Annotated in this window: 23 protein-coding genes; 14 read left to right on the top strand and 9 right to left on the bottom strand. The window is 73.3% G+C overall.

All coding sequences use genetic code 11. The features are described 5' to 3' along the window. Window positions 1-25 precede the first annotated feature (25 nt). Together HHX35_RS41300 and HHX35_RS41295 are read left to right on the top strand one after the other, a co-directional pair. Window positions 26-2,401: an acetyl-CoA acetyltransferase gene (locus HHX35_RS41300; RefSeq protein ID WP_182904044.1), complete on the top strand. Its 2,376-nt coding sequence runs from the start codon at window positions 26-28 to the stop codon at window positions 2,399-2,401. A gap of 22 nt (window positions 2,402-2,423) precedes the next feature. Further along, window positions 2,424-2,597, top strand: coding sequence for a hypothetical protein (locus HHX35_RS41295; protein WP_182904043.1), 174 nt, complete (start codon window positions 2,424-2,426; stop codon window positions 2,595-2,597). A gap of 55 nt (window positions 2,598-2,652) precedes the next feature. On the opposite strand, the gene HHX35_RS41290 is transcribed toward HHX35_RS41295, so the two are convergent. Further along, window positions 2,653-3,684, bottom strand: a complete 1,032-nt coding sequence (locus HHX35_RS41290; protein WP_310739657.1) for an aldo/keto reductase — start codon at window positions 3,682-3,684, stop codon at window positions 2,653-2,655. 230 nt (window positions 3,685-3,914) lie between these two features. On the opposite strand from HHX35_RS41290, the gene HHX35_RS41285 reads away from it, so the two are divergent. Then, window positions 3,915-4,757 carry a helix-turn-helix domain-containing protein gene (locus tag HHX35_RS41285; RefSeq protein ID WP_182904042.1) on the top strand — a complete coding sequence of 281 codons (843 nt, stop codon included), beginning with the start codon at window positions 3,915-3,917 and terminating at the stop codon, window positions 4,755-4,757. 57 nt (window positions 4,758-4,814) lie between these two features. Here HHX35_RS41285 and HHX35_RS41280 read toward each other — a convergent pair whose 3' ends face one another. From HHX35_RS41280 to HHX35_RS41270, 3 genes are read right to left on the bottom strand one after another with little or no spacing between them, the layout of a single operon-like run. Further along, window positions 4,815-5,474 (bottom strand): response regulator transcription factor, encoded by a 660-nt coding sequence (locus tag HHX35_RS41280; RefSeq protein ID WP_182904041.1) that lies wholly within the window; start codon window positions 5,472-5,474, stop codon window positions 4,815-4,817. After that, complete coding sequence (locus tag HHX35_RS41275; RefSeq protein ID WP_182904040.1) at window positions 5,471-6,625, bottom strand: histidine kinase; 1,155 nt, start codon at window positions 6,623-6,625, stop codon at window positions 5,471-5,473. Before HHX35_RS41275 ends, HHX35_RS41280 begins: the two co-directional genes overlap by 4 nt. Beyond that, window positions 6,622-7,455 (bottom strand): CPBP family intramembrane glutamic endopeptidase, encoded by an 834-nt coding sequence (locus tag HHX35_RS41270; protein ID WP_182904039.1) that lies wholly within the window; start codon window positions 7,453-7,455, stop codon window positions 6,622-6,624. Before HHX35_RS41270 ends, HHX35_RS41275 begins: the two co-directional genes overlap by 4 nt. A gap of 341 nt (window positions 7,456-7,796) precedes the next feature. Here HHX35_RS41270 and HHX35_RS41265 point away from each other — a divergent pair, with 341 nt between their 5' ends. After that, window positions 7,797-11,036: an AfsR/SARP family transcriptional regulator gene (locus HHX35_RS41265; RefSeq protein WP_182904038.1), complete on the top strand. Its 3,240-nt coding sequence runs from the start codon at window positions 7,797-7,799 to the stop codon at window positions 11,034-11,036. Here the strand turns inward: HHX35_RS41265 and HHX35_RS41260 are convergent. Further along, window positions 10,985-11,446: a S26 family signal peptidase gene (locus HHX35_RS41260; protein ID WP_139580139.1), complete on the bottom strand. Its 462-nt coding sequence runs from the start codon at window positions 11,444-11,446 to the stop codon at window positions 10,985-10,987. The genes HHX35_RS41265 and HHX35_RS41260 overlap by 52 nt on opposite strands. Window positions 11,447-11,622: 176 nt before the next feature. Between HHX35_RS41260 and HHX35_RS41255 the strand changes: the two genes are divergently transcribed. From HHX35_RS41255 to HHX35_RS41220, 8 genes are all read left to right on the top strand, one after another. Next, window positions 11,623-11,832, top strand: coding sequence for a hypothetical protein (locus tag HHX35_RS41255; protein ID WP_169984937.1), 210 nt, complete (start codon window positions 11,623-11,625; stop codon window positions 11,830-11,832). Between the two features lie 30 nt (window positions 11,833-11,862). Next, entirely contained in the window at window positions 11,863-12,378 is a 516-nt protein-coding gene (locus HHX35_RS41250; RefSeq protein ID WP_182904037.1) for a MauE/DoxX family redox-associated membrane protein, read from the top strand. Between the two features lie 19 nt (window positions 12,379-12,397). Beyond that, window positions 12,398-12,940 (top strand): peroxiredoxin, encoded by a 543-nt coding sequence (locus HHX35_RS41245; RefSeq protein ID WP_182904036.1) that lies wholly within the window; start codon window positions 12,398-12,400, stop codon window positions 12,938-12,940. A gap of 5 nt (window positions 12,941-12,945) precedes the next feature. Further along, window positions 12,946-14,772 carry an ABC transporter ATP-binding protein gene (locus HHX35_RS41240; protein ID WP_310739655.1) on the top strand — a complete coding sequence of 609 codons (1,827 nt, stop codon included), beginning with the start codon at window positions 12,946-12,948 and terminating at the stop codon, window positions 14,770-14,772. A gap of 133 nt (window positions 14,773-14,905) precedes the next feature. Next, window positions 14,906-15,499 carry a TetR/AcrR family transcriptional regulator gene (locus tag HHX35_RS41235; RefSeq protein ID WP_182904056.1) on the top strand — a complete coding sequence of 198 codons (594 nt, stop codon included), beginning with the start codon at window positions 14,906-14,908 and terminating at the stop codon, window positions 15,497-15,499. Beyond that, window positions 15,496-16,335: an alpha/beta fold hydrolase gene (locus tag HHX35_RS41230; protein WP_182904035.1), complete on the top strand. Its 840-nt coding sequence runs from the start codon at window positions 15,496-15,498 to the stop codon at window positions 16,333-16,335. Before HHX35_RS41235 ends, HHX35_RS41230 begins: the two co-directional genes overlap by 4 nt. Before the next feature lie 97 nt (window positions 16,336-16,432). Continuing rightward, window positions 16,433-16,771 (top strand): YciI family protein, encoded by a 339-nt coding sequence (locus HHX35_RS41225; protein ID WP_182904034.1) that lies wholly within the window; start codon window positions 16,433-16,435, stop codon window positions 16,769-16,771. Continuing rightward, the gene (locus HHX35_RS41220) at window positions 16,768-17,997 is read left to right on the top strand and encodes an RNA polymerase sigma factor (RefSeq protein ID WP_182904033.1); all 1,230 of its coding nucleotides are present in this window, start codon (window positions 16,768-16,770) and stop codon (window positions 17,995-17,997) included. The genes HHX35_RS41225 and HHX35_RS41220 overlap by 4 nt, the downstream gene beginning before the upstream one ends. Before the next feature lie 333 nt (window positions 17,998-18,330). Here HHX35_RS41220 and HHX35_RS41215 read toward each other — a convergent pair whose 3' ends face one another. Next, a complete protein-coding gene (locus HHX35_RS41215; protein ID WP_182904032.1) occupies window positions 18,331-19,323 on the bottom strand; it encodes a hypothetical protein in 993 nt (330 codons plus the stop codon). Between the two features lie 132 nt (window positions 19,324-19,455). Between HHX35_RS41215 and HHX35_RS45005 the strand changes: the two genes are divergently transcribed. Continuing rightward, a complete protein-coding gene (locus HHX35_RS45005; RefSeq protein ID WP_182904031.1) occupies window positions 19,456-20,595 on the top strand; it encodes a histidine kinase in 1,140 nt (379 codons plus the stop codon). Continuing rightward, entirely contained in the window at window positions 20,583-21,245 is a 663-nt protein-coding gene (locus HHX35_RS41205) for a response regulator transcription factor (RefSeq protein ID WP_182904030.1), read from the top strand. The genes HHX35_RS45005 and HHX35_RS41205 overlap by 13 nt, the downstream gene beginning before the upstream one ends. Window positions 21,246-21,303: 58 nt before the next feature. Here HHX35_RS41205 and HHX35_RS41200 read toward each other — a convergent pair whose 3' ends face one another. From HHX35_RS41200 to HHX35_RS42945, 3 genes are read right to left on the bottom strand one after another with little or no spacing between them, the layout of a single operon-like run. Beyond that, window positions 21,304-22,326, bottom strand: coding sequence for a PD40 domain-containing protein (locus tag HHX35_RS41200; protein ID WP_182904029.1), 1,023 nt, complete (start codon window positions 22,324-22,326; stop codon window positions 21,304-21,306). Between the two features lie 23 nt (window positions 22,327-22,349). Next, complete coding sequence (locus HHX35_RS42950; protein WP_220506495.1) at window positions 22,350-22,928, bottom strand: MFS transporter; 579 nt, start codon at window positions 22,926-22,928, stop codon at window positions 22,350-22,352. Next, the gene (locus HHX35_RS42945) at window positions 22,889-23,653 is read right to left on the bottom strand and encodes an MFS transporter (RefSeq protein WP_220506494.1); all 765 of its coding nucleotides are present in this window, start codon (window positions 23,651-23,653) and stop codon (window positions 22,889-22,891) included. Before HHX35_RS42945 ends, HHX35_RS42950 begins: the two co-directional genes overlap by 40 nt.

Below are 23,653 nucleotides of genomic sequence, written 5' to 3'. Positions count from 1 at the left end.
ATCCGACCTTCTCAGGAGTCATGACATGCAGTACGAGGACCTCGATCCGCGGACGCCGGTCGTCGTCGGCGTCGGGCAGTCGTCCGAGCGTATCGGCGAGCCCGGCTATCGGCGTCGCTCACCGGTCGACCTGGCCGCCGACGCGGCCCGGGAGGCACTGGCCGACACCGGCGCGGACGTGAACGTGATCGCCGGCGCCGTCGACACCGTCGCCGGTGTGCGGCAGTTCGAGATCTCCACCCCGGGCGCGCAGGCACCGCTTGGAAAATCGGACAACTACCCGCGGTCGGTGGCCGCCCGGGTGGGTGCGGCGCCGCGGCGGGCCGTGCTGGAGGTCGGCGGCGGGCAGTCCCCGCAGCACCTGGTCAACGAGTTCGCCGCCACCGTCGCCGCCGGTGCGGCCGAGGTCGTCCTCCTGTTCGGCTCCGAGGCGATCTCCACCGTCCGGCACCTCGCCGGCGCGGAGGACAAGCCGGACTTCACCGAGCACGTCGACGGGGACCTCGAGGACCGCGGCTACGGGCTCAAGGGCCTGGTGTCCCGGTACGCGGCCGAGCACGGGCTGACCGGCGCGCCGGAGATGTACGCCCTGTTCGACAACGCGCGCCGGGCCCGGCTCGGGCTGACACGCGAGGAGTACGCCCGCGCGATGGGCGAGCTGTTCGCGCCGTTCACCCGGGTCGCCGCGAAGAACCGGCACGCCGCCGCCAGGGTGGAGCGGGACGCGGCCGAGCTGGTCACCCCCACGGAGGCCAACCGGCCGATCGCCGACCCGTACACCCGCTACGTCGTCGCCCGTGACCAGGTCAACCAGGGCGCCGCCGTCCTGCTCATGTCGGTGGCGGCCGCCCGGCGGCTCGCCGTGCCGGAGGACAGGTGGGTGTTCCTGCACGGGCACGCCGACCTGCGCGAGCGGGACCTGCTCGACCGCGCCGACCTCGGCGGCGGACCCGCGTCGGCGATGGCGGCCAAGCACGCCCTCGAGGTCGCCGGCGTGACCGTGGCCGACATGGCGACGTTCGACTTCTACAGCTGCTTCCCGATCGCCGTGTTCACCACCGCCGTCGACGGCCTCGGCCTGACCGCGGACGACCCGCGCGGGCTCACCCTCACCGGCGGGCTGCCGTTCTTCGGCGGCGCCGGCAACAACTACTCCATGCACGCCATCGCCGAGACCGTCCAGCGAGCCAGGACCGCGCCGGGCGGCTTCGGCTTCGTCGGCGCCAACGGCGGCATGCTCAGCAAATACTCGGTCGGCGTCTACTCGGCCACCCCCGTGGAGTGGCGACCCGACCGCAGTGCGGCCCTGCAGGCGGAGATCGACTCCTGGCCGGCGCCAACCTGGACACAGAAGGCCGACGGCTGGGCCACGATCGAGACGTACACGGTCAAGCACGACCGCAAGGGCAACCGCACCGGCATCGTCGTGGGCCGGCTCGAGGCCGACGGGCACCGCTTCCTCGCCACCACGACGAAGGGCGACGACGACATCCTCGGCCTTCTGTCCGCCGAAGAACCGATCGGGCAGCGGGTCTACGTCAAGTCGACACCTCGCGGCAACCGCGTCACCACCACCCTGGCACGCATGGCCGAGCTGCACCCGGCCCGGGTGCCCGGATTCCGCGACCGGTACGACAACGTCCTCGTCCGCCGCGACGGACACGTTCTCGAGGTCACCATCAACCGGCCCGGCCAGCGCAACTCGCTGACCCCGCCGGCCAACGACGAGCTCGACGAGGTCTTCGACGCCTTCTTCGCCGACCCCGACCTGTGGGTCGCGATCCTCACCGGCGCCGGCGACAAGGCCTTCTCCGCCGGAAACGACCTGATCTGGTCGGCGAGCGGCAAGCCGATGTGGGTGCCGGAGAACGGGTTCGGCGGCCTGACCAGCCGCCGCTCGCTGCCCAAGCCGGTCATCGCCGCGGTCAACGGCTTCGCCATGGGCGGCGGCTGCGAGATCGCCCTGACCTGCCACCTCGTCGTCGCCGACGAGACCGCGCAGTTCGCCCTCAGCGAGGTCAAGGTCGGCCTGATCGCCGGCGCGGGCGGCCTGGTCCGGCTGCCCCGGGCGGTGCCGCAGAAGCTGGCCAACGAGATGATCCTCACCGGCCGCCGGCTCACCGCCGAGGAGGCGCTGCGGCACGGCCTGGTGAACCGCGTCGTCCCCGCCGGCGCCGCGCTCGAGGGCGCCCGCGCGCTGGCCCGGGAGATCCTCGAGTCGTCCCCGACCTCGGTGCGCATCTCCCTGCGGGTCATGGAGGAGACCCAGGGCATCGCCGACACCGTCGAGGCGGTCACCCATCCCACCGATGCCGTCGACGACCTGATGCTCAGCGAGGACATGGTCGAGGGCCTCACCGCCTTCGCCCAGAAGCGCCGCCCTGAGTGGAAGAACCGGTGATCAAGATGGGGGAGGCCTGATCATGCCGGCACTCACGCCTGACGAGATCGGCGCGTTCGCCGAGTCGGTGGACGGCGAGCTCCGCCGCGCCTGGCCGTCAGCGACCGTCGCCGGACCTGCCGCCGTCCGGACCCAGTTCGGCGAGGACTTCGGCGAGGCCACGCTGCCGGTGCCGCCATCCCCGGCGCATGCATGAGATGGCGGCGGTGGTGTGAGTTCCTCGGTTCGCCGGCGGGTGCCGGGCGGTGGTGTCAGGTGGCGGTGCGTTCGCCGGCGGGGCGGCGGCGCAGACTCGTCTGCTGGAGAGCCGGCGGCACGTAGGCCTGGTCGAGTGTGCCGACGTCGGTGCCGGGCGGGACGATCTCGTCGATCCGGTCGAGGATGTCGTCGGTGAGTGCGACGTCGGCGCCGGCGAGCAGGTCGTCGAGGTGGCTCATCGTGCGCGGCCCGATGATCGCGCTGGTCACGCCGGGATGGGCGATGGCAAACGCCATGGCGAGGTGGGTCATCGGCAGGCCCGCCTCCTGCGAGAGCGAGACGAACCGTTCGACGGCGTCGAGACGGTGCTCGTCGTTCAGGTGCCCGAAGAAGCCGGCGCGGCGCAGGTCGTTCCGCTGCCCCTTGCGTACGCGGCCGGTGAGCAGTCCCTGCGCGAGCGGGGCCCACACGAGCGTGCCCATCCCGTAGCGTTGCGCGAGGGGCAGGACCTCTCTCTCGATGCCGCGGTTGAGCAGCGAGTAGGGCGGCTGTTCGGTGCGGAACCGTTCCAGGCCGCGCCGCTCGGCGACCCACTGGGCTTCGACGATGCCGGTGGCGGGCATCGCGGACGAGCCGATCGCGCGGACCTTACCGCTGTGGATCAGGTCCGAGAGCGCTGAGAGCGTCTCCTCGATGTCGGTGTCGAGGTCCAGCCGGTGGATCTGGTAGAGGTCGATATGGTCGGTCCGGAGGCGGCGCAGCGAGTTCTCGACCGCGGTCATGATCCAGCGCCGTGAGGCGCCCTGCTGGTTGGGATCGTCACCCATCGGGCGGCTGAACTTGGTCGCGAGGACGACGCTGTCACGACGCCCTTCGAGTGCTCTGCCGACGATCTCCTCGGAGTCGCCGTAGACGTCGGCGGTGTCGACGAAGTTGATCCCCGCGTCCAGCGCCTTGTGGATGATGCGGATCGAGTCGTCGGGGTCGGGGTTGCCGACGGACGTGGCGAACATCAATGCGCCGAGCGCATAGGGGCTGACCTTGATACCGGTCCGGCCGAGCGTGCGGTATCGCATGCGAACCATGCCTTCCTTCATCGAAAGGGTGATCGGTGGCACCGGCGAACCGATGGAGCCGTCCCGCGGGTGGCACACGGGACCTCTCCGGTGCTCGTCTCGTCGTCTCTGTGAGGGCGCCGCCGGTCCGCCGCACCGGCTCCCAGCGTGCGGCGGTGCGGGTGTCGGCGGGAGAGACGTCCTCATCCGGGGACGGGCGGTCCCTGGCTGCGTCCGGCGCCCCGAGGCATGGTGGGAGTGTGGACAGAACCGAACTGGCCGACTTCCTGCGCCACTGCCGTGCCCGACTCGCCCCTGCCGACGTGGGGCTGTCGCAGGGCGCGCGGCGGCGCACCCCGGGACTGCGCCGAGAGGAGGTGGCGCAGCTGGCGGGCATGTCCACCGACCACTACACGCGGCTGGAGCAGGCCAGGGGTTCGCGCCCGTCGCGCCAGATGCTCGCCGCCGTCGCCCGCGCGCTGCGGCTGACCGGCGACGAACGGGACCACCTCTTCCATCTCGCCGGGGAGGAGCCGCCGCGGGACCGGCCGGCCACGGAGCACGTCCGTCCCGGCCTGCTGCTCGTCCTCGACCGGCTGACGGACATCCCCGCCCAGGTGGTGAGCGACCGCGGCGACATCCTCGCGCAGAACGCGATGGCCAAGGCACTCCACGGTGACGTGTCCGCCCGCCCCGAGGCGGAGCACAACGTCGCCTGGCGCTACTTCACGGACCCGACCGCGCGGGAACTCTTCCCGGCCGAGGACCGTGACCGCGCCGCCCGCGTGGCGGTGGCGGATCTGCGCGCCACACTCGCCCGCCGTCCGGACGACGCGCGGCTGGCAGGGCTCGTGCGCAGGCTCCGCGCCCGCAGCGAGGAGTTCTCGGCGCTGTGGGACACCCACGACGTGGCCGTGCGCCGCGCCGACGTCAAGCGCTTCCTGCATCCGGTCGTCGGCCTGCTGGAGTTGGACTGCGAGGTGCTGCTGAGCCCGGAGCACGACCAGCGGCTGGTCGCCTACACCGCCCGCCCGGGCAGCGAGTCCTACGAGCGGCTGGAGCTGCTGCGCGTGGTCGGCATCCAGGACCTGGCCATCGGCTGAACCGCCGCGCCGGGTCCGCCCGCGCCCGCAGGAGCGGTAAGGCGCGGTCTGCCGGTCTCAGGTCACCAGGCCCCTGCGGTAGGCGTAGACCACGGCCTGCACGCGGTCGCGCAGGTCGAGCTTGGTGAGGATGCGCGACACGTACGTCTTGACGGTCTCCTGGCTGATGACCAACGTCGCGGCGATCTCACTGTTGGACAGGCCGTCGGCGATGAGGCGCAGCACCTCCAGCTCGCGTGGGGTCAGTGCGACGTCGTCCGGCGTGCCCTCGGCGGGACGAATCCGCGCCGCGTACCTGCCGACGAGCTGCCGCGTCACCTCGGGTGCCAGCAGCGCGGCACCCGTCGAGACGGTGCGGATGCCGTGCAGCAGTTGCGCCGGTGGGGCGTCCTTGAGCAGGAAGCCGCTCGCCCCCGCACGCAGCGCCTCGTAGACGTACTCGTCCAGGTTGAACGTCGTCACCACGAGCACCTTGACGGGGTCCGCGACCCCGGCGCCGGCCAGCAGGCGGGTCGCCCCGATGCCGTCGAGCACCGGCATGCGCACGTCCATCACCACGATGTCCGGGTTCAGCCGGCGGGCGAGGTCGACCGCGGCGCGACCGTCCCCGCACTCGCCCACCACCTCGAGGTCGGGCTGCGCATCGATGATCGTCGCGAACCCGGTGCGGATCAGCGCCTGGTCGTCGCAGACCAGGACCCGGACCGGCGCGTTCACGCCGGCCTCCCCGCGGGGATGCGTGCCCGCACGACGAAGGCGCCGCCCGCCCGCCGGTCGGCGCTGAACTCGCCGCCCAGGGCGTCGACCCGCTCGCGGAGCCCGGCGAGGCCTCGCCCGCTCCCGCCGGGCGAGCCGGCCCGCGAGCCGGAACCATCGGTGCTGACCTCCACGAGGATCTCCTTCTCGCCATAGCGCACGCGGACCTCGGTGTGGCTGCCGTGGGCGTATTTGAGGGCGTTCGTCAGGGACTCCTGCACGACCCGATAGGCCACGAACTCCGCGCTGCCGGACGATTCCGCCGGACTGCCCTCCTCGGCGAAATCCACCGGCTGCCCGGCCTGGCGCGTCTGCTCCACCAGAGTGCGAAGTTCTCCGACGGACGGCATCCTGACGTCGGTGTCATGATCGGGGTTGAGCAGGTCGAGCAGGTGCCGCAGATCGGAGATGGCCCGTCGGCCGGTGTCGGTGACGGCGCTCAGTGCCGCGTCGAGGCGGTCGGGCGCGGCGGTCAGGTAGCGCGCCGCCTCGGCCTGCACGACCATCGCCGTCACGTGGTGGGTCACGACGTCGTGCAGCTCGCGGGCGATGCGGGTGCGTTCGGCGGCGCGGGTGGCCTCGGCGACGCGGCGGCGGCCCTCGGCCTCGGCAGCCCGGGTGGAGCGCAGCCAGGCCCCGATGCCCCACGCGAGGACCAGCACCAGGTAGAACGTGACATATCCCTCCAGTCCCTCGGCCGAGCCGGTCCGGTCGAGCGCGACCGCCAGCGGCACGTACGCCACGGAGAGGAGGACCGCGGTGACGCGCCGGTGCCGCTCCAGGTGGGCGCCCGTGCTCATCAGCACGATGGGCAGTGCGGTGCTCGCCGCCGTGTGGTAAGCGAGGAGCTGGTCGAGGGCGAAGCCGAGCGACCCCAAGGTGAGACAGACGGCCGGCCATCGTCGCCGGACGGCCAGCGAGAGGCACTCGAGGGCGACCACCAGGACGGCCGGCGCGTCGAAGGGGCGGGTCGGCAGGTCGCCGAGCTGCGTCCCGTGGTTGTGCATCGCCGGCAGGAACGACGAGACGGCCAGCAGCAGCGCGAGCGGAAGATCCCGGACCGTGACGTCGGACCGCCTCCACAGATCGGCGACCCGCCGGAAATCGATCACTGGGAGAGCGTAGCGGCCGCGCCGGCTCGGGCACCGCGCCGACGGGGGACCAGGTTGCCGCGACGGCGGGCCAGCCACAGGAACACGACCGTCAGCAGCAGGCCGAACACCACCGCGTACGCGCTCGCCTCCGGCCCGAACTCGCCGCCGGTGAGCACGGCCGGACCCGACGTCACACCATGCAGCAGCCCCTGCGTCGCGCCGTTGCCGGAGACCTCGGTGCTGAAGACGCCGCCCTCGACGAAGTTCCAAGCGAAGTGCAGGCCGATCGGCAGCCACAGGGTGCGGGTCGCGGCGTAGGCGGCGGCGAGCATGCCGCCGGCCTCGATCGCGATGGCGATCGCGCCCCACAGGTTGGCGTTCTGGTTGCCCAGGTGCATCAGGCCGAACACCAGGCCGGTCAGTCCCAGCGCGATCCACGTGCCGGTCCATTTCTCGACGATCCGGAACAGGATGCCGCGGAACAGCAGCTCCTCCGTCACCGCGGCGGCGGCACTGAAGCCGAGCAGCCCGACCGCGCCCGTCACCGAGCCGAGGCCCTCGATCCGGTAACCGCCCACGAGAGCGATGTTCACGATGACGGCCGTGAACGCCCCGGCACCGATCAGCATCCCCCGGCCGACGGCGGAGGCGGCGCCTTTCCCGGCCACCTCCACCGGCGCGCGGCGCTCCGACCACCGCACCGCCCACGCGTAGACGAACACCGCGAGTACGGCTGTCGCGACACCGAGGACCAGGGTGAGAAACGCGTTCCCCTGTACCGCGCCCATGCCCAGGTTGCCGGCGAAGGCGACCGCCGCGACGGCCACGAACTGCTTCAACAGTCGCATGACGACTCCTTTGGGAGACTCCGCGACCGGAGCGCCGCGGTTACGCCGAGAACGCTAGGGATTCGACGGTCTGGGATCGTCACCGCGCGGTGGACATTCGCGGGTAGCTCGCACGGGGGACAAGTACGCCGCGCGGACAGCTCCCCGTGCCGGGTCACCAGGGCCTATACGACGGATATACCGGCGTCTCCGATGCTCGGGCTGCGCCCGCACAGTTACGTGAAGAGAAGGTGACCATGCGACGGGGGGCCGCCGGGGCAGGGCATGGCCGGGGGAGGAGGCGGCGGGCACCTCGGCTGATCGAAGGCTCGCCACGGTGACCGGCCTCGCGAGGGGTGACGGTGTTGGAGTTCGACGTTCTCGGGCCGCTGCGGGTGAGCCGCGACGGGGTGCCCGTCCCGCTGGGCGCGGCGATGCTGCGACGCATGCTGGCGGCCCTGCTGTGTACGCCGGGCCGGCCGGTGACGGTGCCGGCGCTGATCGAGGCTTTGTGGGGGAGCACACCGCCCCGCAGCGCGCACAAGACCCTTCAGATATACGTGCTGCGGTTGAGGCAGGCGCTGGGTGAGCGCGACCGCGTCGTGCGTTGCACCGGTGGTTACGCCATCACCGTGCTGCCGCCGGAGCTGGACGTGCTGCGCTTCCGGGAGCTCACCGCGGCGGGGCGGGCGGCCAGGAGGAACGCGGACCCGGCGAAGGCGGGCATGCTGTTCGAGCGTGCGCTCGGACTGTGGCGGGGCCCCGCCTACGCCGACATCGGGGACGTGTCGACGGTGGCCGACGAGGCGCGGCGGCTCGAGGAGGAACGGCTGCTGACCTGTGAGGAGCTGGCCGTCGTCGACCTGGCTCGTGGCCGCCACGCGGAGCTGGTCACCGGCCTGACCGAGATGGCCGAGCTGCATCCCTACCGGGAGCGGTTGCACGCATGCCTGATGCTGGCCCTGAGCCAGGCCGGGCGCCAGGCCGAGGCGTTACGGGTCTACCAGCGGACGCGGGCCGTGCTCGGTGAGGAACTCGGCGTGGAACCCGGCCGGATGCTGCGACGGGTGTACGAGGCGATCCTGCGGGATGAAGCGACCGGACCGTTCGCCGGCGAGATCCTCGGGCCTGAGGGGGCGGCCTGCGCGGACGAGCGCGCCGCGTACTTCGAAGCCCGGAACGGCGCCGACCACAGCGCCGACCACAGTGCCGGAAACACCGCAGGGGACGAAGCCGGGAGCGACGCGGAGGGGCGGACGGGTGAGGGGCGGACGGAGCCCGCGACGACGGTGCCGTGCCATCTGCCACCGGACATCGCGGACTTCACGGGACGCCAGGACATGGCGGAGTCACTGCGGCTGTGGCTGACCGGCACGGACGGACACACCGCCGCGACGCCGGTCGTGGCGCTGTACGGCGGGGCGGGCACCGGCAAGACGGCGCTCGCGGTCCACGTCGCCCACCGCCTGCGGGAGACGTTCACCGACGGCCGGCTCTACATCGACCTGCGCGGGACCCGCCCTCGGCCGATCGACCCGGCCGAGGCGCTGGGGCGGTTCCTGATCGCCCTCGGGGTGGACGCGCGGGCGGTGCCGGACGAGGCCGAGGAGCGCGGGAAGCTGTTCCGCACCGTCCTGGCCGATCGTCGTGTGCTGGTCGTGCTGGACGACGCCGCGGGCGAGGAGCAGGTCAGGCCGCTCCTGCCGGGTGGTGCGGGCTGCGCCGTACTCCTGACGAGCAGGCGCGGGGTCGCCGGATTGAGCGCCCGATCCGTACGCGTCGGCCCGCTCGATCCGGAATGCGCGTCGGAGCTGCTCGGGCGGATCGCCGGGCCGATCCGGGTGGCGGCGCGGCCCACGGTCGCGGCCGAGATCGTCCGGCTCTGCGGTCACCTGCCCCTGGCGATACGGATCGCGGGGGCGAAACTGGCGCTGCGCGAGCACTGGCGACTCGACCACCTGGCGGATCGCCTGCGAGCGGAGCGGCGGCGCCTCGACGAGCTCTCTCTCGGCGACCTGTCGGTCCGGGCGGGGCTGGCCGCCGACTACGACAGGCTCGACGAGACCAGCCGGCGGGCGCTGCGGATGCTCGGCCTGCTCGACGTCCCCGCCTTCGCCGCCTGGATGCTCGCGGCGGCCCTCGACGTGACGGTGCGCGAAGCCGAGACGTACGCCGATCTGCTCGTCGACGCCCAGCTCCTGAGCTGCGAGGGCAGCGACGGGAACGGGCAGTTCCGCTACCGCTTCCATGAGTTGGTACGGCTCTACGCGCGGGAACGCGCCGAGCTGGAGGAGACCGCCGGCGAGCGGGACAAGGCGATCACCCGCGTTCTCGGCGCGTTGCTCGCGCTTGCGGAGGCGGCGGAGAGCGGCCTGCCGGAGCAGGTGGCCTCGGTCATCCGTGGCGCGGCCCCTCGTTGGTACGCCGACCCCGCCACCACCAGGGCCCTGGTCGGCGATCCGACGGCCTGGTTCGACAGCGAGCGGCAGACCCTTCTGGCGGGGGTTGCGCAGGCCTGCCGGCTCGGTCTGAACGAGGCGGCCTGGGAACTGTCCGCCCGCGCGGCCGGCTACTACGCCTTCCGCGGGCACTACCGGGACTGGTCGTCCTCCCACGAGCTGGCGCTGCGGGCGTGCGCACTGGGCGGCGACCAGTGGGGCGAGGCGGTGTTGACGCGTGGCCTCGGCCACCTGGTCATGATCGGCGTGGAGCAGCGGCGCGGCGTCGGCCCCGAGGCGATCGAGGCGGCGATCGAGGCGGCGCTCGCGGCGTTCGGCGCGGCGGGGGAACGGCATGGCGCGCTCGACCTGCTGTGCCTGCGGGCGTTCGCGCTGTGCCGCGGGGGCGACCCCGACCAGGCCCGCGCGGTGGCGGACGAGGCCATGGCCATGGCTGAGGAGATCGGCTACGAGCTCGCCCTGAGCCGTCTCTGGTACGTCCGCGCCGTCACCGACCGGGAGCAGGGGCTCCACCAGGACGCGCTCGCCTGCGCGGATCGGGCGCTCCGCCTGGCGATCCGCGGGAACAGTCTGGTGGCCAGGACCCTCGCCCTGCGGGAGATGGCCGCCGCCTGCCGCGACCACGCCACGGGCAGGCGCGTCTCCCACCATCTGTGGGAGGGCCTGCAGATCTGCCGGCGGCGCGGGGAGCGGCTGCTCGAGGCGTATCTGCTGCTCGCCCTCGGCGATCTGTGCCTTCGTTTCGGGCGCCGGAACGTGGCGAGGCCGATCGAGCGGGCGCTGGCCGTGTTCGAGGAGTTCGGAGTTCCTTCCGGGCAGGCGGCCGGGCTCCGCGTCCTGGGTGAGTCACACCGTCTCGGCGGCCGGGCCGACCAGGCGGTACGCGCGCTCGACGACGCGGTACGGATGGCGCGCGGGCTGCACGACCTCCACGAGCAGGCGCTCGCGCTGAGGGCCCTCGGCCGGGCCCAGTACGACCGCGGCGACCAGGAGGCGGCCACGCGGTCCTGGACGGCGGCGCACCGGTTGTTCCAGCGGCTCGGCAACACCGCCGAAGCCGCCGTGGCCGGCGTGGACGGGGCCTCGCCCGATCACGACAACCTGCGGATGACGACGCCCAGCACCTCGCTCACCGGCAGGTAGCCCCAGTGCCGCGAGTCCCGGCTGGTCGGGCCGTCGCCGAGTACCACCAGCCGGTCGGCCGGGACCACGTCACCCGGCGCGGCGTGCACGCCCGGCGCGACCTGGTCGGGCACCCTGTCGCCCGGCATCGCGGCGACCCGCTTGATCAGCCACTCCGTCCCGCGCAGTCCGGACGCGCGTCCCGAAGAACCCGTGCCGCCCGGCTGCAGGCGCCGGAAGACCACCACCTGGCCGCGCCGCGGGACCGCCCGCCCACCGCGCCGTATGAGCACCCGATCTCCTGGCTGGTACGTCGGAACCATGCTCGTCCCGGCCACCCGTACCACGACGAAGCGCCGCCGGGCCGCGACCATCCCGGCGACCGCGGCGGCCACGGCCAGCGACAGCAGCGAAATCACGAAATGTTGCATGATCAACCTTTCGGCCTGGTCAGCCGATCGCGATTCTGCCGGGCCCCGGCTGCGCGACGGTTGCGCGGCGCCTGCGGCGTATCGCGCAGCCGGCGCGCAACCGCGGCGAAGGCCGCGCCGAGCATCCTCACAGGGCGGGCGGCCTACCACGCCCGAACCCAGCAAAGGGAGAAACCATGATCCGTAAGCTGAATCGCCTGGGAGACCGGCTGCTCGAAAAGCTCCTCCCCGGCGCCGAAGCCCAGGCCGACAACTGTTTCGAATACTGGCCGTCGGGCGGCTGCAACCGCTACAAGGACTGCTACCCCAACCCGACCGGCTTCCTCTGCATCACATACTGGCGGAGCAGCTGCGGCGGGGCCTGGCAGAACATCGGCTACTGCTGACGCCGGCCGGCACGTCCCATGGTCTACGCCGTGCTGACCGTCCGGCTCGTGCTGATGGGGGTCTTCCTGGTCTCCGTCCTCACGAAGCTGCGCACGCGGCGGGCCTTCGGCGATTTCACCACGGCGGTTCGGCGACTCGGCGGCCTTCCCACGGGTCTCGGGACGCCCGCCGCCGTGGTGGTCGTCGCCGTCGAGGCCGGGACCGTCGTCATGCTGGCGGCGCCCGGCCTCGACGGCGACGGCAGGGCGGGCCTCCTGCTCGCCGGGGTCCTGCTCCTCGGGTTCGCCGCGGTCCTGGTGACGGCGCTGCGGCGCGGAACCACCGTCGCGTGCCGATGCTTCGGCGGATCGGACGAGCCGGTCAACCGCCGGCACGTGGCGCGCAACGCCGTTCTCGTCGCCTGCGCGGTGGCCGGGGCCGCCATGACGTCCGCCGCGGGCGGCACGCCCGTCGCGCCGCCCGCCGCCGCGCTCTGCCTGCTCGGGGCCTCGGTCGCCGTCGGCGCCGTCGTGCTCCTCGACGACCTGCTCCACCTCCTCCGCTGACCCATCGAAGGGAACGCCCATGGCCGTCCTGGTCGCCGCCGTCGTCCTGCTCGGCGGGCTCGTCCTGGTGAACCTGCTCCTGACCGGCGCGGTCATCAGGAAACTCCGGAAAATCACCAAGGATTCCCTCGCCGGGAGAATGCCCGGAAGTCCCGGGCTCGCCGTGGGCGCCGAGGTCCCGGCCTTCGCCGCGCTCACGGTCGCGGACACGAAGGTCACCACGGACGACTTCGCGGGTGAGCGCACCCTCGTCGGGTTCTTCAGCACCGACTGCCCGCACTGCCTGCCGAAGGCGCCCGCCTTCGTCACGACCGCCCGTGACGCCGCCGCCGACGGCGTACGAGTCCTGGCGGTGGTGGTGGAGGGCGAGAAGAGACCCGCCGAGCTGCTCGCCGCCCTGACGGACGACGTGAGCGTCGTCGTGGAGAGCGAGGGCGGCGCGATGGCGGACGCGTTCGAGGTCAGGGCCTTCCCGTCCTTCTTCCTGGTCGGCCCCGACGGAACCGTCGCCGGCAGCAGCCTGAAGCCGGAGCTGCCGGCGGCAGCGCCGTCCCCGGCCTGACCGGCGTGAGGTCACGACTCGGGCCGCTGCGGCTCACCCTGGCGCTCGTCTGGCGGGCCGGACCGGTTCTCGCCCTGTCCCAGCTCGCCATGGCGGTCCTGAACGGCGCCGCCCCCGTCGCGATCACGTGGCTCACCAAACTGCTGATCGATCGCCTGACCGCCGGGCCGGGCCCCTCGACGACGCCCCTCGCCGCCGCGATGGCCGTGCTCGGAGCCCTGACCGCGCTGCTGCCCCACCTGTCCGGGTGGGTCCAGCGAGAGCAGCAGCGCCGCATCGCGTGGCGCACCAGCGACGAACTGTTCACGGCAGTGTGCCGGATGCAGGGACTGACGAGGCTGGAGAACCCGGATTTCCACAATCGGCTCCAGCTGGCCCAGCAGTCCGCCCAGACCGCCCCGCAACTCGTCACCGAGTCGGCGCTCGGAGCGGCACGCGGCGGTATCACCATCGCCGGGCTCCTGGGCGCGCTCGCCACGCTCAGCCCGCTCCTCGCCGCCGTCGTGGCCGCGGCCGCCGTGCCCGAACTGATCGTCCAGCTCAGGCTCGGCCGCCGCCGGGCGTACCTCCGCCTGGAGATGGCCCCGGCGGAACGCCGCCGGATGTTCTACCAGACGCTGATGCTCGACCATCAGGCCGCCAAGGAGATCCGGCTGTTCGGCATCGGGGGCTTCCTGCGGCGGCGCATGCTGGGCGAACTGGCCGCCGAGCAGCGGGCGGAACGCCGGATGGACCTGACGGCCGTCCGCTACAACGGGGCGCTCACCGCCCTCAGCACGGTCATCGCGGGCGCCGCGCTGATCGTGCTGGTCTCCCGGATAGCCGGGGGCCAGGCCGGCATCGGCGACCTGGCCGTCCTCACCGCCGCACTCGCCGGCACCCAGTCCTCCCTCTCCGGCATGGTGATCCAGCTGGCACACCTGAACGAGGCACTCGTCCTGGCCGGCCACTACGCCCACGTCGTCACCATCGGGCCCGACCTGCCGGAACCCGCCACCGGCGGCGACGTGTCACCGCTACGGCACGGCATCGAACTGCGCGACGTGTGGTTCCGGTACGACGCCGGCCATCCGTACGTGCTGCGCGGCCTGAACCTGACCATTCCGTACGGGCGGAGCGTGGCCCTGGTCGGCCTGAACGGTGCGGGCAAGAGCACCGTCGTCAAGCTCCTGTGCCGCCTCTACGACCCCGAGCGCGGCAGCGTCCGCTGGGACGGCGCCGACCTGCGCGAGCTGCGCGTCGACGACCTGCGCCGCCGGATCGGGGCCGTATTCCAGGACTACGTGGCCTACGACCTCACCGCGGCGGAGAACGTCGCCGTCGGCGACGTCGGCTCCCTCGACCGGCCGGAGCGGATCCACGAGGCGGCCCGCCGGGCGGACGTCCACGACAAACTGGTCAGCCTTCCCCGCGGCTACGACACCATCCTGTCGCGGTTCTTCGCCGCCGAACAGGACGAGGACCCCGGCCGGGGCGTGCTCCTGTCCGGGGGGCAGTGGCAGCGCGTCGCCCTCGCCCGCGCCCTCCTCCGCGCGGACACCGCCGATCTGCTCATCCTCGACGAGCCCAGCTCGGGGCTCGACCCCGAGGCCGAGTACGCCATCCACCAGCGGCTCCGCGACTACCGAGGCGGCCGTACGAGCCTCCTCATCTCGCACCGCCTCAACACGGTGCGCGGCGCGGACCACATCGTCGTCCTCGCCGACGGGCGGGTAGCCGAACAGGGCACCCATGACGAGCTGATGGCCCTCGACGGCGAATACGCCCGCCTGTTCACCCGCCAGGCGGCCGATTTCCAGCTCAGCCAGGCCGCCGGCCCCGACCGCCCCTGACACCTGCCGTCCGAGACATCACCGCGATAACCGCTTGCGCTCCTCGCCCGGCCTGAGGCAACCTTGGACCCCAAGGAAAAAACTAGGGATCCTAGGAATATTCACGCTCCGGATGGAGAAGGGCGGCATGCACATGGTGCGGGCCGGGTTGACGGCGGATCGGGTGACGCTCGCCGGTGCCGAGCTGGCGGACGAGGTCGGGCTCGAGCACGTGACCATGTCGGCGGTGGCGCGACGACTCGGGGTGAAGGACGCCAGCCTGTACGCGCACGTCCGCAGCCTCGAGGACCTGCGCGGGCGCATCGCACTGCTGGCCGCGGACGAGAAGACCATCCGCATCGCGGAGGCGACCGCCGGACGGGCCGGAAAGGACGCACTGGTGGCGTACGCCAACGCCTGGCGGCAGTACGCCCACGACCACCCGGGCCGATACACCGCGACGCAGATCCCGATCCAGATCGATCCCGAGCTCGTGGCCCGTGCTGCCGGGCCACGGCGCGCCGTCGAGCTGACCTACAGCATGCTGCGCGCCTACGCGCTGCGGGAACCCGACCTGACCGACGCGGTCCGGCTGATGCGCAGCACGCTCCACGGCTTCGCCAGCCTGGAGGCCGCGGGCGGGTTCGCGCACGCGCGCCCGGCGGAAGACACCTGGGTCCGCTGTCTCGACGCCCTGCACACCCTCCTTGAGCACTGGCCCACGCACGATGAAGGAGATTCGACATGACCAGCCCGGCCATCGGCCACCTGCGCGTGGACGGCGCCACCCTGCGCTACGAGGTGCGCGGAAAGGGCCCGCTCCTGCTGCTGATCCCGGGCGGCACGGGTGGCGCGGCCTCCTTCGACGGCGTCGCCGACGCCCTGGCCGCCGACTACACGGTCGCGTCCTACGACCCGCGCGGCCTGTCCCGCAGCCCGCTTGACGATCCGGAGGCCCCGCAACGGGTCGAGCAGCACGCCGACGACGCGGTGCGGCTGCTGGAGCTGCTGTCTCCGGACGCGCCCGCCCGCGTGGCCGCCTGCAGCTCGGGCGCGATCGTCGCGCTGCACCTGCTCACCACCCATCCCGAGCGGATCGAACGCGTCGTGGCGCACGAGCCGCCGCTGGTGGAGGTGCTGCCGGACGCCGCCGAACATCGCGCGCTGCTCGCCCGCGTCCAGGACACCTTCCGCAGGGAGGGACTGATGCCCGCGGCGGCCGTGTTCGCGGCCGGCCTCAGGCGGCCCGGCGCCGATCCCGTCGACGTCAAGGCGGTCACCGAACTCCCCCCGCAGGCGGCGGCCCGGGCGGAGCGGACGATGGCGGACATGCCCTACTTCCTCGGGCGCATCGTGCCGAGCTTCATGGCCTACACGCCGGACGTGGATCGCCTGGAGGCGCTGTCGGACAGGCTCGTGCTCGCCGCCGGAGCGGACTCACAGGGCGAACTGCCCTACCGTCCCGCCGCCTTCCTCGCCGAGCGGTTCGGCACGGAGCTCGTCCACTTCCCCGGCGGGCACACGGGGCTCACCACACACCCCGCCGAGTTCGGCGAGCTGCTCCGCAAGGTGCTGAGCGCCTGATTCGGCCGCGCCGGCAAAGTCGTGCCGCCGGGTGTCGTGTGGGGCAGGTGCCCGTTCGTCTTCCTGTTGAAGGCCGATCAAAGGAAGAGAGTCAACCGTGAAGTACGTGCTGATGTTCGTCGAGACCGAGGAGTTCGCCAAGCGGCTGGAGGCGATGGACGACTTGGAGCGCGAGGCCGCCTACGAGGCGGTGATGCGCTGGTTCGCCGAGAACTCCGGCAAGATCACGCATCACATGCGTCTGGCGCCCGCGCACACCGCGACCACCGTACGTCTCGGCGGCGGCGAGCCCGTCGTCACCGACGGGCCGTTCGTCGAGGGCAAGGAGGTCGTCAGCGGTTACGCGGAGGTGGAGGTGGCCGATCTGGACGAGGCGCTGAAGCTGGCCAGGTCCTGGCCGGCGTGCCCGATCGTGGAGATCCGACCGGTCTCATGAGCGGACCGGACAGCGGCAGGGGGAGCCGGGAGGTGCTGGCCCGCGTCGTACGTGAGCACGCGGGCCGCCTCGCGGCGTGCCTGGTGTCGCTGCTGGGCGACTTCTCCGCCGCGGAGGACCTGGTGCAGGACGCCGTGGAGACCGCGCTGCGCCGCTGGCCGGTCGAGGGCGTGCCGGACCGGCCGGACGCCTGGCTGTTCACCGTGGCCCGCCGCCGCGGCCTCGACGTGCTGCGGCGGGAGACGAACCACCGCGCCAAGCTGGCCCGGCTACGGTGGCCCGAGCCGGGGGAGAGCGACGACCGGCTGCGGCTGGTCTTCACGTGCTGCCATCCGGCGCTGTCGCCCGAGGCCCGGATCGCGTTGACCCTGCGGGTGGTGTGCGGGCTGAGCACCGCGCAGATCGCCGCTGCCTTCGTCGTGCCGGAGACCACGGTCGCCCAGCGGCTCACCCGGGCCAAACGAAAGATCGCAGAAGCGGGCATCCCCTACCGGATTCCGGCCGCCGAGGAGCTGTCCCAGCGGCTGGACGCCGTGCTCGCGGTCGTCTACCTGCTGTTCAACGAGGGATATCTGTCCAGCAGCGGCGATCGGGCCGAGGCGCGCGACCTGGCCGACGACGCCGAGTGGCTGGCCGGGCTCCTGGCCGGCCTCATGCCGGGCGAGCCGGAAGTGGCCGGGCTGCTCGCGCTCATCCGGCTGCACCGGGCGCGCGGCGCGGCCCGGTTCGACTCCCACGGGCGTCTGGTGCCGCTCGCCGAGCAGGATCGCGGCCTGTGGGACCGCGCCGCGATCGCCGAGGCGACCGCGTTGCTGACCCGCACCGCCAGGACCCATCGCCGGCCGGGGCCCTACCAGTTGCAGGCCGCGATCGTGGCCTGTCACGCCGAGGCCGCAGGCTTCGAGCACACCGACTGGGCACAGATCCTCGTGTTGTACGACATGCTCCTGGCGGTGGCGCCCTCGCCGGTCACCCGGCTGCACCGGGCCGTCGCCCTGCGCTACGTCAAGGGGCCCGCGGCCGCGCTGGCGGAGCTCACCGGCCTGGAGGGGGCCCTGTCCCGCTATCCGCTCCTGCACGCGACCCGAGCCGAGCTGCTGCGCGCGCTGGGCGACACGAGCCAGGCGCGGCTGTGTGATGAGCGGGCGCTGGGCCTGACCGCCAACCCGGCCCAGCAGGCCCTGCTCCATGAGCGGCTGGATCTGACTCATGGAGAGTGGCCGTAGCGTCCGCCGGCACCGCCACCCACGGCTCGGCGAGTGACCCGAGGGGCCTTCCGCCGCGCTGACTCCCTGGCAGGCCTCATGCGGCAGGGTGGCAAGGTCGCTCGCGGTGACAGGGTCTTCCCCGGGTGGAGGCCGCATGGGCGAGGTATGGGCCTCGGATCAGGACGTGCCGCTGTGCTGCGAACCGGCCGGCTCACTGCATGAGGCGTGTGCCCGGTCGGACCCCGGCCGACGTTGTTGATCTACTTCGTAAAGGCGTGCCGGTGAGGACGCCTGGCCGCGCCTGCGCGACGCCCTCGTCCACCGGCGGCCGAGCGATCTCGCCACCGGGTCTCATCTCGGGCGAGGGAGGCGGGCGACCCGGCGGCCCAGCACGGCCAGCAGACACACCATGACCACGCCGACGGCCGCCAGGCCGGCGCGGTCGGCCGCCGTGTCGGTATTGGAGATCAGGCCGAAGGCGGTGTGGGCGATCAGGGCGCCGGAGGCCAGGGCGAGACTGTGCCGGTCCGTCCACAGGCCGCCGGCCGTCCAGCGGCGCAGGAGCCACGCGGCGGTGACCGCCAGAACGGCGGCGGCCGACATCGGCACGATCACCCACCCGCCGTGGGTGAAGGCGGGCTGGGTCGCGCCGCCGAAGGGGAACAGCGACGCCAGGTATCCGAAGACGGCCACGGCGCCGAACACCCCGGCCGCCGCGGGCGCAGGCGGGCTGATCGAGGACACGTCCGGGCGGGACTTCAGCCGCAGCCCAGCCACCGCGAGCAGGACCACGACGGCCGCACAGCCCGCCAGGATCGCCGGCGGCGCCTCATATCCGGGGTCGATACTCGTCACCACCGTCGTCCGCAGCAGCAGCGCGCCGAGGACGAAGACCGCCCCGGCCAGCCAGGTGCCGAGTCTGCCCAGGTAGGGACGGTCGCGCAGGGACGGGACGATCAGGTCGGTCAGGAGGATAGGGATCGCGGCGCTGAAGACCGCGTGGTAGGGGATCTGCAGCTCGGTGTAGGCGCTGTTCAGGCCCAGGATCCGGGGCGCCCATCCGGCGGCGCCGTAGATCGTGGGGCTGCTCAGCGCCTGCAGCGCCAAGCCCTCCTCGACGATGCCGTAGGCGGCGCCGAGCAGCAGCACCCCGGTCCAGCCCGTCCCGGCCCGCCGCACCAGCTCGCGCACCAGGACGACGCCCGCGCCGTATATCGGGATCCACAGCAGCAGGAGCCAGGCCATGCGCAGCGGCGGGTTGCCGAGGGTGAACTCGGCCACGAGCGGTGTGATCACCGCGAGGAGCAGTGCGGCCAGGCGGCCGCGCGTCTTGTTCGCCGTCATGCGGCCAGCGTGTTCCGCGCACACCACCGACGTCTGCCGCCCCGGGTCCTGCGCGTGGCAACCCAGGTGACAACCCGGCGCCGACTTTGGTTGCTGCCGCCGGCGGGCCCGCCGTCATTACGCTGGGCGTCCGTGACAGCAGACGTACGGCCTGGCCCTGCCAGGACCCGGCGGGACCGGGCGATCCGGGTGGGGGGCGTCGCCTGTGCGCTGGCCGCGGCGGCGGTCGTCGTGCGCGACGACCTCGGCGCGGCTTCCGGCTGGTGGCTGGTCGCGGACGTGGCCGGCGGCGCGGCGGCGTGCGGGGCGCTGTGGCTGTCGCGCCGGTGGCCGGCCACCATGGCGCTCGTGGCCGTGGCGCTGGCGGTGCCCGCGGCCTCGGCGTCGGTCGCGGCCGGCATCGCCACGCTGATGGCCGCCCTGTATCGGCGCTCGATCGTCGCGATCGGTGTGGGCGCGGCCTGGGTGGCCGCGACGCTGGCCCGGTTCTGGCTGCGGCCGCCGGGGCTGGCGCCTTACCCGGTGTGGGCGCTGGTCGCGGTGCTGTTCGGGGTGGCGCTGACCGGATGGGGGATGCTGGCGCGGGCCCGCCGCCAACTGGTGCTGTCGCTGGCGGAGCGGGTCCGCAGGGCCGAGGAGGAGCAACGGCGACGCGTCGAGCGGGCCCGCCACGCCGAACGCCTGGCCATCGCCCGGGAGATGCACGACGTGCTGGCGCACCGGCTGTCGCTGCTGGCGCTGCACGCCGGGGCGCTGGAGTTCAACGCGCGGGCCGATCCCGAGGAGGTGGTCGAGGCGGCCGCGGTGGTGCGCTCCAGCGCGCACCAGGCGCTGCAGGAGCTGCGCCAGGTCATCTCGGTGCTCCGCGAGGCGCCCGTCCTGGCCGAGCTGGACCTGCGCACTCTGGTCGAGGAGGTACGGCGGGCGGGCATGGCGGTCGAGCTGCACGACGGCGGCGTGCGCCTCCCCGAGCTGCCGGGCGCGACGGCGCGGGCGGCCTACCGGATCGTCCAGGAGGGCCTCACGAACGCCAGGAAGCACGCGCCGGGCGTGCCGGTGAGTCTCCGCCTCGACGGCAGGCCGGACGGGGGGCTCGCCATCGAGGTGCGCAATCCCATGGCGCGCAATCCCACGGTGCACGCTCCCCGGGGGGAGGGCGCCGGCCTGGCCGGGATGCGGGAGCGGGCCGAGCTGGCGGGCGGGCGGGTGGAGCAGGCCGGGGTGGAGCAAGGCGAGTTCCGCCTGGCGGTCTGGCTACCATGGCCGGTGTGAGCGCCATACGCGTGCTGGTCGTGGACGACGACCCGCTCGTCAGGGCGGGTCTGACGCTGATGCTCAGGGGCGCCGACGAGCTCGTCGTGGTGGGCGGCGTGGCCGACGGCGCCGACGTCGGAGCCGCGGTCGACGCGCACGCGCCCGATGTGGTGCTCATGGACATCCGCATGCCGGGCCTGGACGGGATCGACGCCACCCGGCTGCTGCGGCGGCGGCCCGACCCTCCCCACGTCATCATGCTGACCACCTTCGACGCCGACGAGCACGTCTTCGGCGCGCTGCGCGCCGGGGCCAGCGGATTCCTGCTCAAGGACACCCCGCCGGAGGGCATTGTGGACGCGGTCCTCCGGGTCTCGGCGGGCGAGCCGATCCTGTCGCCCGGTGTGACCCGGCGCCTGATCGCCCACCTGGCGCCGGAGGCGGAGGACCGCCGCCGCGCCGACGCACGCAGGCTGCTGGCCAGGCTCAGCGACCGCGAGCGTGAGGTCGCCGCCGCGGTCGGCAGGGGCAGGTCCAACGCAGACATCGCGGCCGAGCTCCACATGAGCGTCGGCACGGTCAAGAGTTACATCTCCCGCATCCTCGCGAAGACCAACCTGGACAATCGCGTCCAGCTCGCCCTCATCGCCCACGACAATCCGCTCTAGCCGAGCCCGTTTCCCGCCACGGCCGACCTTCAGCCGCGGCCTCCGGGAGCGGCGGCCTTCACTGGACGACGACGGGCGCGAGCGCCGCGGGAAGCAGGCGGCGCGGGGCTCCTGAGCCGTCCGCCGGCGCCGTCCAGATGTCGGCGCCGAAGTCGCCCGGCAGGGCGTAGCCGAGCGTGCGGGCGTCGAGCCACACCGCCTGGTCGTCGACGCTGCGCCGCTCGGCGATCGGGGTCTCCCGCATGGTCCGAAGGTCGAGGACGTACAGCCGCCACGGCGCGTCCTCGGGCAGGCCGGCCACCCGCTTCTTGAACGCGATGCGGGTGCCGTCGGGGGAGAGCGACGGGCACTCCACGTTCTGCCGGACCGTGCTCAGGGTGCGGGCCGCGACGTCCCCGCGCGCCAGCCACGTGCGGCCCCCGGTCGCGAGGGTGACCCAGAAATGGCCGTCGTCGGCGAAGGTCACCCCCCACAGGTTGACGTCGGCAGCGTGATAGGGGCGGCCGTCCTTGAGCACACGGTAGGCCTCCAGGTTGTCCTGCAGCGACCAGGTGCGCGTGTCCAGGATCGAGGTGCGGGTGGAGAAGTTCGTCCCCGCGTACGAGTCGCCGCTCACGAAGACGGTCCAAGCCGCCATGCGGCCGGACGGGGAGACCCTCGTGCGGGTGGGGATGCCGGCGAGGGGGAACGCGCGCCGCTCCCGCAGCCGCGCGTCGAGCACCACGGCTCGGTAGGTGTCGCCCAGCGAGCCGTGCTCGGCCTGAAGGCAGGCGCCGGTGCCGGACGAGGCGTGGAAGCGCAGGCACCGCACCCCGGACGAGACGCGCGAGCCCCCCGGGTCGTCCGCGGGCACGGCGACCACCTCGTCGCGGTGCGGACCCCACGCCATCGTCCGGAAGAGCATCCGGCGCCCCCGTCCCGCCGTGAGCGTGACCTCACCCGGACCGGCGGAGGCCTCCCCCGTCCGCGGCAGGCCCCGGCTCTCCGCGCGGGCGGCGGCGTGCACCACCGCCCAGGCGGACAGACCCCCGAGGAGCAGCACCGCGGCCAGCAGGACCGTGAGGCGGGGTCGGATGGTCACGGGGTTCCCTTCTCTTCGCACGCTCAGGCCGTCCGCTGCGCGGATGGGCACGAGGGGGAGCGGAGCGCGGCGAGCGCGATGGGGGTGGAGACCGCCAGCCCCGCCGTCGCGACGGCCAGCGCCGGGCCCTCGCCCCAGGCCGTCCAGGCGGCGCCGAACCCGATCGAGCAGGCGAATCGGGCGAGGGCCTGGCCGGTGCCCACCAGGGCCAGCCCTCTCGCCCTCATCGCCTCCGGCACGACGCCGGCGACCGCGGCCGCCAGCACGCCGTCGGTCGCCGCGTAGAAGGCCCCGTGCAGCACGAGCACCGTTACCACCACTGGCACCACCGCCGGCGGCGGCCCGCCGGGGACGGCCAGCACCAGGCCGTACGCGACGAGCAGCGCCAGGTGTCCGAGCAGGAACAGCCTGCGCCGCCCGATGCGGTCGGCGACGGCACCGGCGGGCACGGCCAGCAGCAGGAAGGCGGCCGCGGTCCCGAGCGGCAGCAAGGGAAACCACCGCGCGGGCACCTCGAACCCGCGCTGCAGCAGCAGGTAGACGAAGGAGTCGCTCACCGTCGTCAGCCCCAGCAGCACCGCGCACGCCGCCAGTCGCCCCACGCCGGGCATCCGCAGGAGCGTGGGTGCCCGGAGCGGGCCGGAGGACGGCGCTCTCCGGCCCGCTCTCCGGCCCGCTCTCCGGGTGACGCCGACGCCGCCGGGACGGCCGGGGACGAAGAGCACCAGCACCAGCACGCCCAGCACGGCGACGCAGGCACTGACCATGAAGACGGCGTCGTAACCCTCCGCCGCCACCCCCAGCACCAGGAACGCCAGGACGGCCCGCAGAGGGCTCCGGCGGTGTCCATCGCCCGGTGCACGCCGAAGGCCTGCCCCCGGCGCTCGGGCGTGGCGGCCAGGGAGATGAGGGCGTCCCGGGGGGCGGTGCGCAGGCCCTTGCCCGTACGGTCGAGGGCCAGCACCGCGCCGATCACCGGCAGGGTGTGGGCGATGAGCAGCAGCGGCTTGCACAGCGCCGACAGGCCGTAGCCGGCCACGGCGACCGCCTTGTGCCGCCCGCCCCCACCGTCGGCGAGGTGGCCTCCGGCCAGCCTCACCAGGGCGCCGACCCCGTTGTAGACGCCGTCCAGCACGCCGAAGCCGAGCGGGGACAGCCCCAGCCCGGAGACGAGATAGAGCGGCAGCACGGCGGTGATCATCTCCGCCGACACGTCCGTGATCAGGCTTACCGCGCCCAGGGCCAGCACGGTTCCCGGAACCGCGGCCCACCGCCGTCCCCGGTGGGGGACGACGGCGGGCGCGTCGCGACCGTCCGCGAGGTACAC

It is taken from the genome of Microbispora sp. H10830 (genome assembly GCF_014161375.1).
Classification (GTDB): Bacteria; Actinomycetota; Actinomycetes; order Streptosporangiales; family Streptosporangiaceae; genus Microbispora; species Microbispora catharanthi.
The sequence above is the reverse complement of the archived record's forward strand: the minus strand, read 5'-3'. Positions and strand labels throughout refer to the sequence as shown.

Excerpts from the sequence above, each read along its gene's own strand:
- HHX35_RS41245 (WP_182904036.1), top strand. The coding sequence starts at position 12,398 with ATGGCCGTCCTGGTCGCCGCCGTCGTCCTGCTCGGCGGGCTCGTCCTG.
- HHX35_RS41235 (WP_182904056.1), top strand. The coding sequence starts at position 14,906 with ATGGTGCGGGCCGGGTTGACGGCGGATCGGGTGACGCTCGCCGGTGCC.
- HHX35_RS41260 (WP_139580139.1), bottom strand. The coding sequence starts at position 11,446 with ATGCAACATTTCGTGATTTCGCTGCTGTCGCTGGCCGTGGCCGCCGCG.
- HHX35_RS41270 (WP_182904039.1), bottom strand. The coding sequence starts at position 7,455 with ATGCGACTGTTGAAGCAGTTCGTGGCCGTCGCGGCGGTCGCCTTCGCC.
- HHX35_RS41215 (WP_182904032.1), bottom strand. The coding sequence starts at position 19,323 with ATGACGGCGAACAAGACGCGCGGCCGCCTGGCCGCACTGCTCCTCGCG.
- HHX35_RS41255 (WP_169984937.1), top strand. The coding sequence starts at position 11,623 with ATGATCCGTAAGCTGAATCGCCTGGGAGACCGGCTGCTCGAAAAGCTC.
- HHX35_RS41230 (WP_182904035.1), top strand. The coding sequence starts at position 15,496 with ATGACCAGCCCGGCCATCGGCCACCTGCGCGTGGACGGCGCCACCCTG.
- HHX35_RS41300 (WP_182904044.1), top strand. The coding sequence starts at position 26 with ATGCAGTACGAGGACCTCGATCCGCGGACGCCGGTCGTCGTCGGCGTC.
- HHX35_RS41205 (WP_182904030.1), top strand. The coding sequence starts at position 20,583 with ATGGCCGGTGTGAGCGCCATACGCGTGCTGGTCGTGGACGACGACCCG.
- HHX35_RS41290 (WP_310739657.1), bottom strand. The coding sequence starts at position 3,684 with ATGGTTCGCATGCGATACCGCACGCTCGGCCGGACCGGTATCAAGGTC.
- HHX35_RS41295 (WP_182904043.1), top strand. The coding sequence starts at position 2,424 with ATGCCGGCACTCACGCCTGACGAGATCGGCGCGTTCGCCGAGTCGGTG.
- HHX35_RS41220 (WP_182904033.1), top strand. The coding sequence starts at position 16,768 with ATGAGCGGACCGGACAGCGGCAGGGGGAGCCGGGAGGTGCTGGCCCGC.